This window comes from Actinoplanes sp. CA-142083 (assembly GCF_050942195.1).
Taxonomy (GTDB): domain Bacteria; phylum Actinomycetota; class Actinomycetes; order Mycobacteriales; family Micromonosporaceae; genus Actinoplanes.
Genome location: NZ_CP192076.1, coordinates 10205749 through 10221777, shown reverse-complemented (window position 1 = coordinate 10221777; position 16029 = coordinate 10205749). Strand labels below are relative to the sequence as shown.

Below are 16029 nucleotides of genomic sequence, written 5' to 3'. Positions count from 1 at the left end.
GTGCCTAGAGTCTCGCGGCATGGATGCCGTTCTCGAGATAGCCGGCCTGCGGAAAACCTACCGCGGCCGGAAAGGCGTGCGCCGCGCCCTTGATGGGTTCGACATGGTGGTCGGGGCGGGGCAGGTGCATGGGTTCCTCGGGCCGAACGGGTCGGGCAAGACGACCACGCTGCGTACGCTTCTCGGGCTGATCCGGCCCAACGGTGGCCGTATGACGCTGCTCGGGCAAGAGGTGCCGAAGCGCCTGCCGGCCGTCGTGGGACGGGTCGGGGCGATCGTGGAGAGCCCGCAGTTCTTCGGGAACTTCAGTGCGCAGGACACGCTCTCGCTGCTGGCGGACGCGGGCGGCCTCAAGAAGCAGCGGGTCACCGCCGTCCTGGAGCTGGTCGGGCTGCGCGACCGGGCCAAGGAGCGGGTGCGCACGTACTCGCTCGGCATGAAGCAGCGGCTCGCCGTCGCGTCGGCGCTGCTCAAGGAGCCGGCGCTGCTGATTCTGGACGAGCCCGCCAACGGCCTGGACCCGGGCGGCATCCGGGAGATGCGCACGCTGATGCGCAACCTCGCCGAGTCAGGCATGACGGTGCTGCTGTCCAGCCACATCCTCGGTGAGATCCAGCTGATCTGCGACCACGTCACGATCATCTCGGCGGGCAAGCGAGTCGCGGCCGGGTCGGTCGCCGAGGTGCTCGCCCGGCATTCCTCGGCGTCCGTGAGGGTGCGGCTCGAGCCGGGGGTGGACCTGCTGGGGGCGGCCGCGATCCTGCGCACCAACGGGGCCGACGTGACGCTCGAGAGCGATCACTTCGTGGTCGGCAACGCCGGCAACCCAGCGCAGGTCACCCGGATCCTCGCCGAGAAGCAGATCTACGTCAGTGAGCTCACGCCGATCTCGGCGGACCTGGAGAGCGTCTTCCTCGAGATCACCGGCACCGCCCCGGTCGAGGGCGAGAACCGCCAGGTCGATCAGGTAGCGGCGCAGAACGGGTGGGGACAGTGAGCCTTTACAAAGCGGAGACGCGCCGGCTGGTCAAGCGCCGGTTCACCAAGCTGTTCGTGTTCTGCGGCCTGCTGGTGCTGGCGGCGGTGGCGGCCGGCGTGTTCCTCACCAACCACAAGGCCAGCCCGGAGATCATCGCGCGGGCCACGGCGGAGGCGCAGGAGAACTACCAGCGGTCGGTGGTGGAGACCGACCGGATCATCCAGGAGTGCCAGGCGGCGCAGGGCACGGCGCAGGCGACGAACTTCCCGCCGAACTGCGAGATCACGCCGCCGCAGCAGTCCGATTTCGATCCCCGGTGGTACATGCCGCCGACCTTCGACTTCCGGGAGAGCTTCCCGGAGATGATCACCACGTTCGCGGCGGTGCTCGCCCTGGTCGCGTACATCGTGGGCGCTTCCTTCGTGGGGGCCGAGTGGAGCAGCGGCGGCATGATGAACCTGCTGCTCTGGCGCCCGCGCCGGATGCAGGTGCTCGGCACGAAGCTGGCCGTGCTGCTGGCCGGCATGACCGGGCTGACCGTGGTGGTCGGCGCGCTCTGGACGGCCGGCTTCTATCTCATCGCGCAGACGCGTGGCAGCGTCGACAGCATGACCGCCGGCGCGTGGCAGTCGTTCGGGTTGATGGAGCTGCGGGCGCTGGTGCTGGTGCTGCTGGCCGGTGCGCTCGGGTTCGGCCTGGCCTCGATCGGCCGGCACACGGCGACCGCGCTGGGCGTGGCGATCGGCGTCATCGTGGTGCTGCAGTTCGGCCTGCTGGCGGTGCTCGGCATGGCGAACGTCAAATTCCCCGAGGTCTACCTGGCGCCGTTCTGGATCTACGCCTGGCTGAACAAGGAGTACGTGTCCCAGGACTACACCTCCTGCGATGTCTCGCCGAGCGGCGGCTGCCTGCCGGAAACCCTGACCATCACCTGGCAGTTGGCGGGCGGCGCGATGGCGGTGTTGTTCGCGCTCATCGTGGGTGGCGCTATGTGGACAATGCGTAAGCGGGACATAACGTGAGGTAGCGTCGGGCTGCCCGTGCGCGGGGATCGCCGGCGATTTATGCTGCTGGCGGCCCCTCGCCCTCGTTTTTGGAGCACCATGCAGCCCGCCGCCGCGGACCCCCCAGCCGACCGACCCGCCGCCACCGAGGAGAAACCCGCCCTCACCGACCGCGAGCGCGAGATCCTCGCCTTCGAGGCCCGCTGGTGGAAACACGCCGGCGCCAAGGAGCAGGCGATCCGCGACACCTTCGCGCTGTCCTCGACCCGCTATTACCAGCTGCTCAACGCCCTGCTCGACAAGCCCGAGGCCACCGAGCACGATCCGGTTCTCGTCGGCCGCCTGCGGCGCCTCCGAGCAACAAGGGCACGCACGCGCCGTCGCTAGGGCTGATGTTCTTTCGCGTACGCCGAGAGCCAGGCGACCTGCGCCGGGTCGAGAGATGGGCGTACGCGTTCGCGGGCGGTCGCCACGTTGGCGGCCGTCACGGTTGTCGCCTCGAGTGAGTCGCGCATCGCGGCCAGCGCCGACTCGCGGATCAACGCCGCGCAGTCGGCCGCCGAGAAGCCGTCGAGGTCGGCGCCGAGCGCGTCCATGTCGACCGACTCGTCGAGCGGCACGTTCTTCGCCGACGCGCGCAGGATCGCCGCCCGCGCCGGACCGTCCGGCGGTGGGACGTAGACGAGGCGCTCGAGCCGGCCGGGCCGCAGCAGCGCCGGGTCGATCAGGTCGGGCCGGTTCGTGGCGCCGACGACCACGACGTTGCGCAGGTCCTCCACCCCGTCGAGCTCGGTGAGCAGCGCCGCCACCACCCGGTCGGTGGTGCCGCCGTCGGTGGCCTGGCCGCGGGTGGGCGCGAGCGCGTCCACCTCGTCGAGGAAGACCAGCGTCGGCGCGGCCTCGCGGGCCCGGCGGAAGAGCTCGCGTACGGCCCGCTCGCTGTCGCCGACCCACTTGCTGAGCAGCTCGGCGCCCTTGACCGAGAGCACGTTGGCCTTGCCGGTGCCGGCGATCGCCTTGACCAGGTACGTCTTGCCGCAGCCGGGCGGGCCGTAGAGCAGCACGCCGCGTGGCGGGGAGACGCCGAGCCGGGCGAACGTGTCGGGGTAGGTGAGCGGCCACAGCACCGACTCGGTGAGCACCTGCTTGACGTCCTCGAGATCGCCGACGTCGTCCAGGGTCACGGCGGCGACCTCGAGCGTGGAGTCGGCCATCGAGGTGGGCCGCACGACGTCGAGCGCGGCGTCGAAGTCGGCCATGGTCACGGTTGGCGACTCGGCGTCCTTCTGCCGCAGGGCGGCGCGGACGCCGGCCTCGCGGGCGAGGGCGCCGAGGTCGGCCGCGACGAATCCGGGCGTACGGCCGGAGACCTCGTCCAGCCGCACGTCCTCGGCGAGCGGCATGCCCCGGGTGAGCACGCCGAGCTGCTCGCGGCGCATGGCCGCATCCGGAAGGGGCACGGCCAGCTGGACGGCGAGCAGGTCGGGCGCGCGCAGCGACGGGTCGACCGACTCGGGCCGGCTGGTCGTGCAGACCACCGCGACCCCGGCCCGCACGGTCTCCTCGAGCATCTGGTGGAAGACGGTGGAGAGGGGCCCCGGATCCTCGCGCGGAGCGAGCGCCTCGACGTCGGCGAACAACAACACCGCGGGCCCGCTGCCACGGGCGTCGCGGGCGAGGGCCCGCAGCTGCTCGGCGGCGGCCGAGTTGGTGAGGGCCGCCAGCGACGGCGCCCAGGCCGGCACCACGCGCGCCCCGACCTTGGCGGCGACCGCGCGGACCAGTGCCGACTTGCCCGAGCCGGACGGCCCCGAGATCAGCACGCCGAGCGACACCTTGGTGCCGAGCCGGGCCAGCACCTCGCCGTGGTGGAAGCCGAGGTCGAGCAGCTCCTCCAGCTCCTTGGCCTGGGCGCGCAGGCCGGGCAGGTCGTCGAGGCTGGGCGGCGGCACCTCGGGGTCGGTGGCGGCCGGCGCGCTCGCACGGACGGCCGGGGTGGCAGCGGTGCCGCCGGTGGTGTGGTAGCCGTCGGTCCAGCCGACCACGGTGTCCATGGTGACCAGCACGGCGTCGGTGTCGTCGACGGCCGCGACCGTGAGCAGGGCGCTCGTCCAGCCGTAGCCGACCCGGTTGGCGAGGCTGCGCCGGGCCGCCTCGACCAGCGAGCGGTTGCCGGCGTCGGGCAGCACGTCCTGCGGGAGCAAGGAGACGTCGTCGCCGGCGCTGACCACCTTGCCGAGCAGGGCGAGGCGCAGCATCTCGGGGGAGACCACGGCGACGATCTCGGGCGGGCCGGTGAGCGTGACCCGGCGGGCCTCGACCACCGGCAGCGGCGCGATCGTGACCTGCCCGCCGTCGCGCATGCCGAGGTTGCCGATCGTGAGGTCGTCGGCGTAGAGCAGCGCCCGGCTGGCACCGGCCTCGGCGCGCGCGGCCACTCCTGCGGTCGTCCGGCTGCCGGCCAGCCGTACGGGATCACCGGGGTTGATCGCGAGAGCGGCCATCACCTCGGGGTGGAGCCGCACGATGCCGCGACGGGCGTCCAGAGCCGCAGGCCGAAGGGTCACGGTCAGAGTCAGTTCATCGGCCACGGATAACAAACTAGCGCTCACAGCCGAGGCTCAGATCGGGGCGGATAGCTTTGGCGCATGTCACTGTCGAGCCGGCTGCGCAAGGCGCTGCCAAGGCCCACCAAGCGCCGCGTGATCGCGGGCTCGGTAGTTGTCGTGCTGGTCGCCGGGCTCGTCGGGTGGGCGGTCTGGCCCGACACCCCGGGGTGGAAGGCCACCGACCAGCAGGTCACCGTGCGCACCGGGCCGGCCGACGCCGAGAGCGTCACGCTCGACACCCGCTTCTACCTGCCGCGCGATCGCGACGGCAAGGTCCCGGCGGTGCTGCTCGCGCACGGCTTCGGCGGCACGAAGGACTCGGTGAGCGACGACGCCGAGTCGCTGGCCGAGCGCGGCTACGCGGTGCTGACCTGGACGGCGCAGGGCTTCGGCCGCAGCGGCGGGCAGATTCACCTGGACAGCCCGGACTACGAGGTCAAGGACGCCCAGCGGCTGCTCGACTGGCTGGCGGCCCGGCCCGAGGTGCGGCTCGATGCGACCGGCGACCCGCGGGTGGGCGTGGTCGGCGGCTCCTACGGCGGCGGCCTGGCCCTGCTGCTGGCCGGCCAGGATCCGCGGGTCGACGCGATCGTCCCGCAGATCACGTGGAACGACCTGACCAAGGTCTTCCTGCCGCAGTCCGCCGGCACCTCCGCGACCGGCGTGTTCAAGAAGGGCTGGGCCGGCCTTTATTTCGGGAACGGCGCGGCGGTCGGCCAGAGCGCGGTCGGCGAGGCCGCGAGCAACGAGGCGGGCGGCGACAGCGGCGTTCCCGGGGCGGGCGCGCTCGACCCCGCGTGCGGGCGGTTCGCGGCCGACGTCTGCAAGGCCTATCTGCAGCTGGCCACGGCCGGCGAGCCCGACGCGGCGACTCTCGCGCTGCTGCGCAAGTCGAGCCCGGCCAGTGTGCTCGACAAGATCAAGGCGCCGACGCTGCTGATCCAGGGCGAGGTCGACACGCTGTTCCCGCTCTCCGAGGGCGACGCGAACGCGCGGGGCATCGCGGCCACCGGCACGCCCGTGCGGGTTGCCTGGTTCACCGGCGGCCACGACGGCGGCGCCGGGCCGCAGAGCGACCAGGACAGGCTGAAATACCTCACCGTCCAGTGGCTCGACCACTACGTGAAGGGCGACGGTGACGCCCCGGAGAACAGCTTCACCTACTCGCGGGTGGCCGGCTTCAGCGCCCTCGACCGGGGGCTGGTGACGAACGGGTACTCGACGAAGTCGTACCCGGGAATGAGCGGAACCGGAAGCACCCGGGTCTCCCTCGCGGGATCGGCGCAGCCGATCGCCAACCCGCCCAATGGCAACCCCGCCGCCCTCTCCTCGCTGCCCGGCGCCGGCGGACGGCTCAGCGAGCTGCTCGGCGGCATCGCGGGTGACATCCCGGGCCAGTTCGCGACGTTCCAGTCCACGCCGGTGACCAGCGCGATCGAGGTCGCGGGCTCGCCTTCGGTGCGGCTGCGCGCGGCCTCGCCGACCGGGGAGGCGACGCTGTTCGTCAAGCTCTACGACGTCGACGAGTCGGGCACCGAGACGCTCAGCGCCGGCCTGGTCGCGCCGGTGCGGCTGACCGGCCTGCCGGCCTCGATCGAGCAGGCGAGCGAGGTGACGGTCACGCTGCCGGCGATCGTGCGGCGGATCGACGCGGGCCATACCGTACGGGTCGTGGTCGCCACCAGTGACCAGGCGTTCCTGACCCCGGCGCAGCCGGCCGTCTACACCGTGCAGGTCGGTGGCGAGATCACGCTGCCGACCGTGGTTGGCACCCCGATCGCCAACCCGCAGACGATCTGGCGCTACGTGCTCGCCGGCCTGGTCGTGGCGATCGTGCTGGGCCTCGCGGTGGTGCTGCTCGTGCGCCGCCGGCTGCGGCGCCGCCGGCACGACGAGGTGATCGACGAGTACGCCGACACGCCGCTGGTCGTGCGCGATCTGCGCAAGGCGTACGGGGACGGGTTCGTCGCCGTCGAGGAGATCAGCTTCACCGTGCGGCGTGGTCAGGTCGTCGGGCTGCTCGGCCCGAACGGCGCCGGCAAGACCACCACGCTGCGGGTGCTGATGGGCCTGACCATGCCGACCGGCGGCGACGCGCTGGTCTTCGGCCACCGGCTCACGCCGGGCGCGCCGATCCTGTCGCGGGTGGGCGCGCTGGTCGAGGGGCCCGGCTTCCTGCCGCACCTGTCCGGCTACGACAACCTCAAGGCGTACTGGCAGGCGACCGGCCGGCCGGAGGAGGACGCGCACTTCGAGGAGGCGCTCGAGATCGCCGGCCTCGGCGACTCGGTGCACCGCAAGACCCGCAAGTACAGCCACGGCATGCGGCAGCGGCTCGCCATCGCCCAGGCCATGCTGGGCCTGCCCGAGCTGCTGGTGCTCGACGAGCCGACCGACGGGCTGGATCCGCCGCAGATCGCCGAGATGCGCCGCGTCCTGAAGCGGTACGCGACCGACGGCCGGGCCGTGCTGGTCTCCAGCCACCTGCTGGCCGAGGTCGAGCAGACCTGCACGCATGCCGTGGTGGTCAACAAGGGGCGGATCGTGGCGTCGGGACCGGTCGACGAGATCGTCGGCGAGTCCCCGTCGGTGCTGCTCGACGTCTCCGACGTGCCGGCGGCGTCGCGGGTGCTCGAGGACCTCGGCGTGCGCTCGGTGACGCCGGACGGACCGAACGGGCTGATCGTGGACATGAACGGCACGCCTCGCGCCGAGGTGGTGGCGTCGCTGGTGCGGGCTGGGGTCGACGTCGACCGGGTGGTGCCGCGGCGCCGGCTCGAGGACGCCTTCCTGGCCCTGGTCGGCGACAACTCGCGGGGAAGTGGGGACCGATGAGCGCGGTAGAGGGCAGGCCTTCAGTCCGTTCAAGGGCGGCGGGCGGGGCGGTTGGATGGAGGTCGTCGGCGACTCTGCCGCTGTGGGCCGAGGTGCGTCGGCAGGCCACGCGCAGGCGTACGCAAATGGCCCTGGGTTTCATGGTCTTGCTTCCGGTCATCATCCTGGTCGCCTTCGAGTTCGGCGGGGGCAACGGCGGAGACGACGACAACGGGGGCGGCGCGTTCGGCAGCCTGGTCGACCTGGCCACCTCGGGCGGGCTCAACTTCGCGCTGTTCTGCCTGGCGGTCTCGGCCGGGTTCCTGCTGGTCGTGGTGGTGGCGCTGTTCTGCGGCGACCCGATCGCCAGCGAGGCCAGCTGGGGCAGCCTGCGCTACCTGCTGGCGATCCCGGTGCCGCGGGCCCGGCTGCTCGCGGTCAAGCTGGTGGTCGCGCTGGGATATTCGCTGCTCGCGCTGCTGACGCTCACCGCGACCGCCCTGCTGATCGGCACGCTGAGGTACGGCTGGCACCCGCTCGGCAGCACGGTGGCCGCCGCCATCCCGCCCGGTCAGGGGCTGCTGCGCCTGCTCGGCGTCGTCGCCTACCTCGCGGTGATCCTGATGGTCGTGGCCGGGCTCGCGTTCCTGCTGTCGGTGTCGACCGACGCGGCGCTGGGCGCGGTGGGCGGCGCGGTGCTGCTCTGGATCCTCTCCAGCATCCTCGACCAGATCACCGCGCTGGGCAGCATCCGGGTCGGCCTGCCCACCCACTACAGCGACGCCTGGCTCGGCCTGCTCTCCACGCCGCCGCAGGTGGACGACCTGGTCAAGGGAACGATCGCGGCGGTCTGCTACGCGACGCTCTTCTGGTCGGTGGCGTTCTGGCGCTTCACGCGGAAGGACATCACGTCTTAGGTTTCTATACGTAGACTCCATGCATACGTATATGTAGTATGTATGCATGATTACCGTGTCCGGGCTGCGGAAGTCGTTCGGCAGCCTCACCGTCCTCGACGGCATCGATTTCCACGTGCCCGCCGGCACCGTCTACGCCCTGCTCGGGCCCAACGGCGCCGGCAAGACCACCATGGTCGAGATCCTCACCACGCTGATCGCGCCGGACGCCGGCGAGGTCACCATCGACGGTCACGACCTGCGCCGCAGCCCCGGCAGGATCCGCCAGATCTTCGGCGTCACCGGCCAGTTCTCGGCCGTCGACAGCATCCTGTCCGGCCGGGAAAATCTGCGGCTCATCACCGACCTGCGGCACCTGGGCGCCCGCGCCGGCCGGGCCAAGGCCGACGAGCTGCTCGAGCGCTTCGACCTGACCGAGGCGGCCGACCGCTCGGTGATGACCTGGTCGGGCGGCATGAAAAGGCGGCTCGACCTGGCGATGACCCTGATCGGCGACCCCAAGCTGATCTTCCTGGACGAGCCGACCACCGGCCTCGACCCGCGCGGCCGCCGCGCGATCTGGGAGATCGTCCGCGACCTGGTGGCGAACGACGGCGTGACCGTCTTCCTGACCACGCAGTACCTGGACGAGGCCGATCGGCTCGCCGACACCGTCGCCCTGCTCGATCACGGCCGGCTGGTCGCCTCGGGCTCCGCCGAGGAGCTCAAGAGCTCGGTGGGCGCCGACTCCACGCTCGACGACGTCTTCTTCACGCTGACCGGGGGGATCCGATGACCAGCTCGTATGTGCTCGCCGACTCGGGCACGATGATCCGCCGGGACATGAGACGCATGGTCCGGTTCCCGATCATGACCATCAGCGGCATCAGCTTCCCGCTGCTGATGATGCTGCTGTTCGTGTACGTCTTCGGCACCGCGATCAGCGGCGGCGCCGGCCGCGGCACGTACGTGAACTACGTCGCCCCGGCCATCCTGATCATGACGATCGGCGGGGGTGGCTCGGCCACCGCGATCAACATCAACACCGACATGAGCGAGGGCGTCATCGCCCGGTTGCGCACGATGGCCATCTCCCGCTTCGCGGTGCTTTCCGGCCAGGTGGGCGGCAGCATCATCCGTACGGCGATCAGCCTGATCCTGGTCGTCGGGGTTGCCTATCTGATCGGTTTCCGCCCGGAGGCGAGCGGCCTCGACTGGCTCGCCGTGGCCGGCCTGCTCGCCCTGGTCACCTTCGCGGTGAGCTGGATGACCGCGGCGTTCGGCATGGTCGCCAAGACCCAGGCCGGCGCCAACTCGCTGTCCCTGCTGTTCACCTTCGGCCCGTTCGTGAGCAGCGCGTTCGTCCCGACCGACACGATGCCGGCCGGGGTGCGGTGGTTCGCCGAGAACCAGCCGTTCACCCCGATCATCGACACGCTGCGGCACCTGCTCGACGGCACCCCGGTCGGCAACACCTGGATCCTGGCGGTGGCCTGGACCCTCTTGTTGAGCACCGTCGGCATCCTGTGGTCGCGCTCGGCCTTCATGCGACTGCCGACGCGCTGATGCTTCGCTCACACCTCGGGAAGGGGTGTGAGCGAACCGCGGGGCACGACGTAAGGTGTGGGAAACAACTGAATACCTCATCCAGAGGGGCAGAGGGAACGGCCCGATGAAGCCCCGGCAACCACTACGCATGTCTCGATGAAGAGGCCTCACGCGTGGCAGGTGCTAATTCCGTCCCCGGTCCGGCAGGTCGCCGGCGGGGAAAGATGAGAGGAAGGCCTCGATGACGTCTGCCGTCAGCACACCCTCGACCACCGACTCGCCCGCCCGTGGGCTCGTCTGCCGTGCGTGCGGCGCGGAGTACCCGCTGATCGCCCAGCACGCCTGTTACGAGTGTTTCGGCCCGCTCGAGGTGGCCTACGACCAGGCCGCGCTCGCGCGGGTGACCCGTGAGCAGATCGAGGCGGGACCGAACAACATCTGGCGTTACGCGGGCCTGCTCCCCGCCGGCCAGGACCCGGCGACCCGAGTTACCCTCGACCCCGGCCTGACCCCGCTGGTCAGCGCCCCCGCCCTGGCCGCCGCCGTCGGCCTGCGCGCGCCGCTGTACGTCAAGGACGACTCGGCCAACCCGACCCACTCGTTCAAGGACCGGGTCGTCTCGGTGGCGCTCACCGCCGCCCGCGGCCTCGGCTTCACCCGCTTCGCCTGCGCCTCCACCGGCAACCTGGCCAACTCGGTCGCCGCGCACGCGGCCCGGGCCGGCGCGCCGAGCATCGTCTTCATCCCGTACGACCTGGAGCAGGGCAAGGTCATCACGACCGCGGTCTACGGCGGCGAGCTGGTCGCCATCGAGGGCTCGTACGACGACGTGAACCGCCTCTGCGGCGAGCTGGTGGAGACCGACGAGTTCGAGGACACCGCGTTCGTCAACGTGAACGTGCGGCCGTTCTACGCCGAGGGCTCCAAGACCCTCGGGTACGAGGTGGCCGAGCAGCTCGGCTGGCGCATCCCCGCCCAGGTCGTCATCCCGATGGCCTCCGGCGAGCTGCTCACCAAGGTGGACAAGGCGTTCCAGGAGCTGGTCGAGATCGGCCTGGTCACCGCGCCCGAGGGCGGCTGGGCCGTCTTCGGCGCCCAGTCGGCGGGCTGCAACCCGATCGCCACCGCGCTGCAGAACGGGACCGACGAGATCGTCCCGGTGAAGCCGACCGGCATCGCGAAGTCGCTGAACATCGGCGACCCGGCGGCCGGGGCGTACGCGATCGAGTCGGTGCGCCGCACCGGCGGCTGGATGGACTACGCCGACGACGACGAGATCCGCGAGGGCATCCGGCTGCTGGCCGAGACGACCGGCGTCTTCGCCGAGACGGCCGGCGGCACGACGGTCGCCGTGCTCAAGAAGCTGGTGGCGAGCGGCAAGCTCGACCCCGAGAAGGAGACCGTCGTCTACAACACCGGCGAGGGACTCAAGACGCTCGACGCGGTGGCGGGCCTCGTCGGGCCCACTCATCAGATCAAGCCGTCGCTTCGCGGGGCCCGCGAGGCTGGCCTGCTGGGATAACGGTCGGTAGTCGAAACTCTGCCATTAGTTGAAGATTCCACCCCCGGAGGACTTGCGCACCGATTTCCGGATCGGCAAGATGCTCTCTGCGGGAGGGCCGACGCCGTACGAGGCCCCTCACCTTCGAGCTTGGCGACAATCTCTCGAGGTGCCCAACGACCCAGTGCCGGAGGCGCTGTGCGTCCGTCCTCCCGACCAAAATCGTTTAGCCAAAAATGAATCGCGAGCATGGCCGTTGCCCGGGCAGGGTGACGGCCATGAATCTTTCTACGGGTCCGCTGGTGACCCCAGCCGACGCGTACGAGATCTATCGGGCTTGCGAGGAACGCGACAAGCCGGACGTTCCGCCGCTGGCCCTGGAGCACTTCGTCGCACGGCTCGCGAATCCGTTTCCGGGCGCCGATCACGAGCACTATCTGGCCTGGATCGACGGTCACCCGGTCGGCTATCTCTGGATCGAGCTGCCGGTTCTTGACAATCTGGACAATGCGAACATCGAGCTCTCGGTCCTGCCGTCGTCGCGGCGCCGGGGCGCGGGCCGGGCGCTGCTCGACCTGGCCGCCGAGCGGATCCGGGAGCTGGGCCGCAAGCACCTGATCGGCCCGGCGATGTCCCGCCACCCCGACGGCGCGCTGTTCGCCGCGGCGATGCAGGCCAAGCCCGCCCTCGAAGAGGTGCGCAGCCGGCTCGACCTCTGCGCGGTCGACCGGGCCGGGCACGACGCGCTGCTGGCCGACGCCTGGCGGCACGCCGAGGGCTACCGGCTGATCCTGTGGACCGGCGTGGCGCCCGACGAGATCATCGACGACGTGGCGTACCTGGACGGCCGCCTCAACGCCGACGCCCCGACCGGCGAGCTGGCGTGGGAGCCCGAGAAGGTGGACGCCGCGAAGGTCCGCGAGGGCGAGCTGAGGGCGGCCCGGCGCGGGCGGACCAGCTATCACGCCGGCGCCCTGCACGGCGACCGGCTGGTCGCCTGGACGAGGATCGCCGGCGACGCCACCGACCCGGCGCACGCCTGGCAGAACATCACGCTGGTCGATCCGGACCACCGCGGCCACCGGCTCGGCATGCTGGTGAAGCTGGCGAACCTGGCGCATGTCCGCGAGCTGCGCCCCGGCCTCGAGGTGATCGACACGTTCAACGCCGCGTCCAATGAGCACATGCTGCGGATCAACCGGGCGCTGGGCTTCCGGCCCCTCGACTCGGTGACCTTCTGGCAGCTGACGCTGTAGTCAGATAGGGCGGCGCATCCGCAGCTCGGTAAGGACCGGGAGCACCGGGTGCGGCACGCGCTCGCCGGTGTCCTCGAAACCCAACTTCTCGTACGCCCGGACGGCGCGCTCGTTGCCGGCGACCACCTCGAGCATCAGCTTGTCGCGCCCGTTGGCCCGGGACCACTCGCCGACCGCCTCGACCAGCTCGGCCAGCACCTTGCCGCCGCGCTGCTCGGGGGTCACGTAGACCGCGAAGATCACGGTCACCTCCGGCTCCTCGGGCAGGACCGTGCCGCCGGCGTGCCCGATCAGCCGCGACCGGCCGCCCGGGTCGGCCACGAACTGGGCCAGCCGCCCGCCGCGGGCCGCCTGGGCGATGCGCTGCCGGTACGCCTCGTGGGGGCGGGCGGCGGCCTGGGCGAGCGTCTCGAGGAACGCCAGCGGGTTGTCGGCCAGCATCTCGAGCCGCAGCGCGCGCATCCTGGCCGCGTCCTCGACGGTCACCCGGTGCACGCGCCAGCTGTTCACGCTGTTCTCCCTACCCTGTGCCGGGGTCGCGGGCAACCCGGTTGCCGGGAAACGGACGGGGGTGGCGGCCACGGTCGCCGCTGAGGCAAGGTGTGTCGATGGATGTGGGCGAGGGCCGCATGCGCATGGTCGAGGGCCCGGTGGTCGAGGCCGCCGACCCGTTCGACCCGGAGTCGCGCACGCACGAGCTGGCCCGCCCCGGCGTCTCCGCCGGCTCGGTCACTCCCGAGGACGACCCGGTTGTCCCGCCGCATGGCGCCGGCCTGCGCGGCTGGCTCTCCCGCTGGCGGGGCGTGCTGCGCCGCTGCCTGGTCGCGCTGCTGCCGATCGGCCTGCTCGCCGCGCTGCCGACGCACTTCTTCGTGGGCAACGTCGACGACACGGTGATCGCCGCCCCGGCCCTGTCCGACCTGCTCGGCGGCTTCGGCCTGCTGCTGCTCCCGCTGATGTGGCTGGCGTACTTCGCGGTGTCCGCCCTGCCCCTGGTGATCGCGCTGGCCGGCCTGGTGCCGGTGGCGCTGGCCGAGGGCGCCACCGGGTCGCTGCCCCGCCCGCGCCGGGTGTGGCGCCTGGTGGCCTATCGGCTGCGCCCGCTCTGGCTCTGGCTGGCCGCGTTCGGCCTGCTGACCCAGGCGCTGCCGCTGCTGCTCACCGCCGACCGGCTGGGCCCGGCCGTCGCCGCGCCCCTCGCCGTCGGCCTCGCCGCGCTCTCCACCGCCGTGCTCACCTTCGCCGGCGTCCTCGGCTGCGTCGTGCTGATCGAGCGTGACCGCGGCCGTCGACGGGCCCAGCACCTCTGCTCGCGGGCCTCCCTGAGCGGGCTGGTCGCGGCCTCGCTCGCGGTCACCGTCCTGCCCCGGCTGGCCGACGCCGTGTGGGGCGGCCTGGCGTCTACCGTGGTGGCGGTGGCCGCCGTTCTGCTCTGGGCGATCGCCGCCGTGGTGACCTACGCGCAGGCCCGTCGCGCCGAGGGCCCGGTGACCAGCAATTCGCTGCTCGCCGAGCTGGCCACGCCCGAGTTCGACTGATTTCCGTTACCCCCGCGTTTTCTTGCACTCGACCCCCCGGAGTGCTAAACAGGTCATTGGCACTCGCGACGGTTGAGTGCCAAGCAGGTCGGGACGGTGGGGTTCCGGTCGCGGCGCCGCCATCGGCGCCGGGGCACGGGGCCGGTCGTCGCGGGCTATCCGGCTCGGCCTGAGGACGTCACATCGCCAGGTGGTGACGTCCGCAGAGTTCCGCGCAGAGTTTTTCTGCAACATGTCCAGGAGGACACAGCCGAATGGCCAAGATCATCGCATTCGACGAGGAAGCTCGTCGGGGCCTCGAGCGGGGTATGAACCAGCTCGCCGACGCCGTCAAGGTGACGCTCGGCCCCAAGGGCCGCAACGTCGTCCTTGAGAAGAAGTGGGGCGCGCCAACGATCACCAACGATGGTGTATCCATCGCCAAGGAGATCGAGCTCGAGGACTCCTACGAGAAGATCGGCGCCGAGCTGGTCAAGGAGGTCGCGAAGAAGACCGACGACGTCGCCGGTGACGGCACGACGACGGCGACCGTCCTCGCCCAGGCGCTGGTTCGTGAGGGTCTGCGTAACGTCGCCGCGGGCGCCAACCCGATGGCCCTGAAGCGGGGCATCGAGGCCGCCGTCGCGAGCGTGTCCGAGGGTCTCTCGCAGATCGCCAAGGACGTGGAGACCAAGGAGCAGATCGCCTCCACCGCCTCCATCTCCGCCGGCGACTCCACGGTCGGCGAGATCATCGCCGAGGCCATGGACAAGGTCGGCAAGGAAGGCGTCATCACCGTCGAGGAGAGCAACACCTTCGGTCTCGAGCTCGAGCTCACCGAGGGCATGCGCTTCGACAAGGGCTACATCTCGGCGTACTTCATGACCGACGCCGAGCGGATGGAGGCCGTCTTCGACGACCCGTACATCCTCATCGCGAACAGCAAGATCTCCGCGGTCAAGGACCTGCTGCCCGTCCTCGAGAAGGTCATGCAGGCCGGCAAGCCGCTGATCATCATCGCCGAGGACGTCGAGGGCGAGGCCCTGGCGACCCTGGTGGTCAACAAGGTGCGCGGCACCTTCAAGTCCGTCGCCGTCAAGGCCCCGGGCTTCGGTGACCGCCGCAAGGCCATGCTGGAGGACATCGCCATCCTGACCGGTGGCGCCGTCATCAGCGAGGAGGTCGGCCTCAAGCTCGACAACGCCGACCTGAGCCTGCTGGGCACCGCCCGCAAGGTCGTCATCACCAAGGACGAGACCACGATCGTCGACGGTGGCGGCAACGCCGAGCAGATCCAGGGCCGGGTCAACCAGATCCGCGCCGAGATCGAGAAGTCGGACTCCGACTACGACCGTGAGAAGCTGCAGGAGCGCCTGGCCAAGCTGGCCGGCGGCGTCGCGGTCATCAAGGTCGGCGCGGCCACCGAGGTCGAGCTGAAGGAGCGCAAGCACCGCATCGAGGACGCCGTTCGCAACGCGAAGGCGGCCGTCGAGGAGGGCATCGTCCCCGGTGGTGGCGTCGCGCTGGTGCAGGCCGGCAAGACCGCGTTCGACAAGCTGGACCTGGCGGGCGACGAGGCGACCGGCGCGACGATCGTGAAGCTCGCGCTCGACGCCCCGCTGCGCCAGATCGCCGTGAACGCCGGCCTCGAGGGCGGCGTCGTGGTGGAGAAGGTGCGCAACCTCGACGCGGGTCACGGCCTCAACGCCGCGACCGGCGAGTACGTCGACCTGCTGGCCGCGGGCATCATCGACCCGGCCAAGGTCACCCGCTCGGCGCTGCAGAACGCCGCGTCGATCGCCGCGCTGTTCCTCACCACCGAGGCCGTCGTGGCCGACAAGCCCGAGAAGAACCCGGCTCCGGCCGGCGCCCCGGGCGGCGGGGACATGGACTTCTGAGTCCAGC

Annotated in this window: 13 protein-coding genes and 1 riboswitch; of the genes, 11 read left to right on the top strand and 2 right to left on the bottom strand. The window is 71.1% G+C overall.

Features of this window, described 5'->3' with window-relative positions; genetic code table 11:
• The first annotated feature begins 19 nt into the window (after positions 1 to 19).
• The 3 genes from ACQPZX_RS47320 to ACQPZX_RS47310 all read left to right on the top strand — a co-directional run bounded on the left by ACQPZX_RS47320 (position 20) and on the right by ACQPZX_RS47310 (position 2370).
• Positions 20 to 997, top strand: coding sequence for an ATP-binding cassette domain-containing protein (locus ACQPZX_RS47320; protein WP_433371353.1), 978 nt, complete (start codon positions 20 to 22; stop codon positions 995 to 997).
• Positions 994 to 2001 (top strand): ABC transporter permease subunit, encoded by a 1008-nt coding sequence (locus tag ACQPZX_RS47315; protein WP_433371350.1) that lies wholly within the window; start codon positions 994 to 996, stop codon positions 1999 to 2001. Before ACQPZX_RS47320 ends, ACQPZX_RS47315 begins: the two co-directional genes overlap by 4 nt.
• A gap of 81 nt (positions 2002 to 2082) precedes the next feature.
• A complete protein-coding gene (locus ACQPZX_RS47310; protein ID WP_433371347.1) occupies positions 2083 to 2370 on the top strand; it encodes a DUF3263 domain-containing protein in 288 nt (95 codons plus the stop codon).
• On the opposite strand, the gene ACQPZX_RS47305 is transcribed toward ACQPZX_RS47310, so the two are convergent.
• On the bottom strand, positions 2367 to 4574 hold the full coding sequence (locus ACQPZX_RS47305) for an AAA family ATPase (protein WP_433371344.1): 2208 nt from the start codon (positions 4572 to 4574) through the stop codon (positions 2367 to 2369). The genes ACQPZX_RS47310 and ACQPZX_RS47305 overlap by 4 nt on opposite strands.
• 57 nt (positions 4575 to 4631) lie before the next feature.
• Between ACQPZX_RS47305 and ACQPZX_RS47300 the strand changes: the two genes are divergently transcribed.
• The 6 genes from ACQPZX_RS47300 to ACQPZX_RS47275 all read left to right on the top strand — a co-directional run bounded on the left by ACQPZX_RS47300 (position 4632) and on the right by ACQPZX_RS47275 (position 12607).
• Complete coding sequence (locus ACQPZX_RS47300) at positions 4632 to 7427, top strand: alpha/beta fold hydrolase (protein ID WP_433371341.1); 2796 nt, start codon at positions 4632 to 4634, stop codon at positions 7425 to 7427.
• Complete coding sequence (locus ACQPZX_RS47295) at positions 7424 to 8323, top strand: ABC transporter permease (protein ID WP_433371339.1); 900 nt, start codon at positions 7424 to 7426, stop codon at positions 8321 to 8323. Before ACQPZX_RS47300 ends, ACQPZX_RS47295 begins: the two co-directional genes overlap by 4 nt.
• Before the next feature lie 46 nt (positions 8324 to 8369).
• On the top strand, positions 8370 to 9098 hold the full coding sequence (locus ACQPZX_RS47290; RefSeq protein ID WP_433371336.1) for an ABC transporter ATP-binding protein: 729 nt from the start codon (positions 8370 to 8372) through the stop codon (positions 9096 to 9098).
• Entirely contained in the window at positions 9095 to 9868 is a 774-nt protein-coding gene (locus tag ACQPZX_RS47285; protein WP_433371333.1) for an ABC transporter permease, read from the top strand. The genes ACQPZX_RS47290 and ACQPZX_RS47285 overlap by 4 nt, the downstream gene beginning before the upstream one ends.
• A 74-nt stretch (positions 9869 to 9942) precedes the next feature.
• A riboswitch (SAM riboswitch) is annotated at positions 9943 to 10081 on the top strand.
• Between the two features lie 10 nt (positions 10082 to 10091).
• Positions 10092 to 11372 (top strand): threonine synthase, encoded by a 1281-nt coding sequence (thrC, locus tag ACQPZX_RS47280; protein ID WP_433371330.1) that lies wholly within the window; start codon positions 10092 to 10094, stop codon positions 11370 to 11372.
• A gap of 257 nt (positions 11373 to 11629) precedes the next feature.
• Positions 11630 to 12607 (top strand): GNAT family N-acetyltransferase, encoded by a 978-nt coding sequence (locus ACQPZX_RS47275; protein WP_433371327.1) that lies wholly within the window; start codon positions 11630 to 11632, stop codon positions 12605 to 12607.
• Here the strand turns inward: ACQPZX_RS47275 and ACQPZX_RS47270 are convergent, their stop codons facing one another.
• Complete coding sequence (locus tag ACQPZX_RS47270) at positions 12608 to 13153, bottom strand: N-acetyltransferase family protein (protein ID WP_433385936.1); 546 nt, start codon at positions 13151 to 13153, stop codon at positions 12608 to 12610.
• 62 nt (positions 13154 to 13215) lie between these two features.
• Here ACQPZX_RS47270 and ACQPZX_RS47265 point away from each other — a divergent pair, with 62 nt between their 5' ends.
• Both ACQPZX_RS47265 and groL read left to right on the top strand, forming a co-directional pair.
• The gene (locus tag ACQPZX_RS47265) at positions 13216 to 14145 is read left to right on the top strand and encodes a hypothetical protein (protein ID WP_433371324.1); all 930 of its coding nucleotides are present in this window, start codon (positions 13216 to 13218) and stop codon (positions 14143 to 14145) included.
• A 254-nt stretch (positions 14146 to 14399) separates the two neighbouring features.
• Positions 14400 to 16022 carry a chaperonin GroEL gene (gene groL, locus ACQPZX_RS47260; protein ID WP_433371321.1) on the top strand — a complete coding sequence of 541 codons (1623 nt, stop codon included), beginning with the start codon at positions 14400 to 14402 and terminating at the stop codon, positions 16020 to 16022.
• The last annotated feature ends 7 nt before the right edge of the window (positions 16023 to 16029 follow it).

Coding starts and splice junctions, on each gene's coding strand:
- thrC (WP_433371330.1), top strand. CDS start 10,092: ATGACGTCTGCCGTCAGCACACCCTCGACCACCGACTCGCCCGCCCGT.
- ACQPZX_RS47265 (WP_433371324.1), top strand. CDS start 13,216: ATGGATGTGGGCGAGGGCCGCATGCGCATGGTCGAGGGCCCGGTGGTC.
- groL (WP_433371321.1), top strand. CDS start 14,400: ATGGCCAAGATCATCGCATTCGACGAGGAAGCTCGTCGGGGCCTCGAG.
- ACQPZX_RS47275 (WP_433371327.1), top strand. CDS start 11,630: ATGAATCTTTCTACGGGTCCGCTGGTGACCCCAGCCGACGCGTACGAG.
- ACQPZX_RS47320 (WP_433371353.1), top strand. CDS start 20: ATGGATGCCGTTCTCGAGATAGCCGGCCTGCGGAAAACCTACCGCGGC.
- ACQPZX_RS47285 (WP_433371333.1), top strand. CDS start 9,095: ATGACCAGCTCGTATGTGCTCGCCGACTCGGGCACGATGATCCGCCGG.
- ACQPZX_RS47290 (WP_433371336.1), top strand. CDS start 8,370: ATGATTACCGTGTCCGGGCTGCGGAAGTCGTTCGGCAGCCTCACCGTC.
- ACQPZX_RS47300 (WP_433371341.1), top strand. CDS start 4,632: ATGTCACTGTCGAGCCGGCTGCGCAAGGCGCTGCCAAGGCCCACCAAG.
- ACQPZX_RS47310 (WP_433371347.1), top strand. CDS start 2,083: ATGCAGCCCGCCGCCGCGGACCCCCCAGCCGACCGACCCGCCGCCACC.
- ACQPZX_RS47295 (WP_433371339.1), top strand. CDS start 7,424: ATGAGCGCGGTAGAGGGCAGGCCTTCAGTCCGTTCAAGGGCGGCGGGC.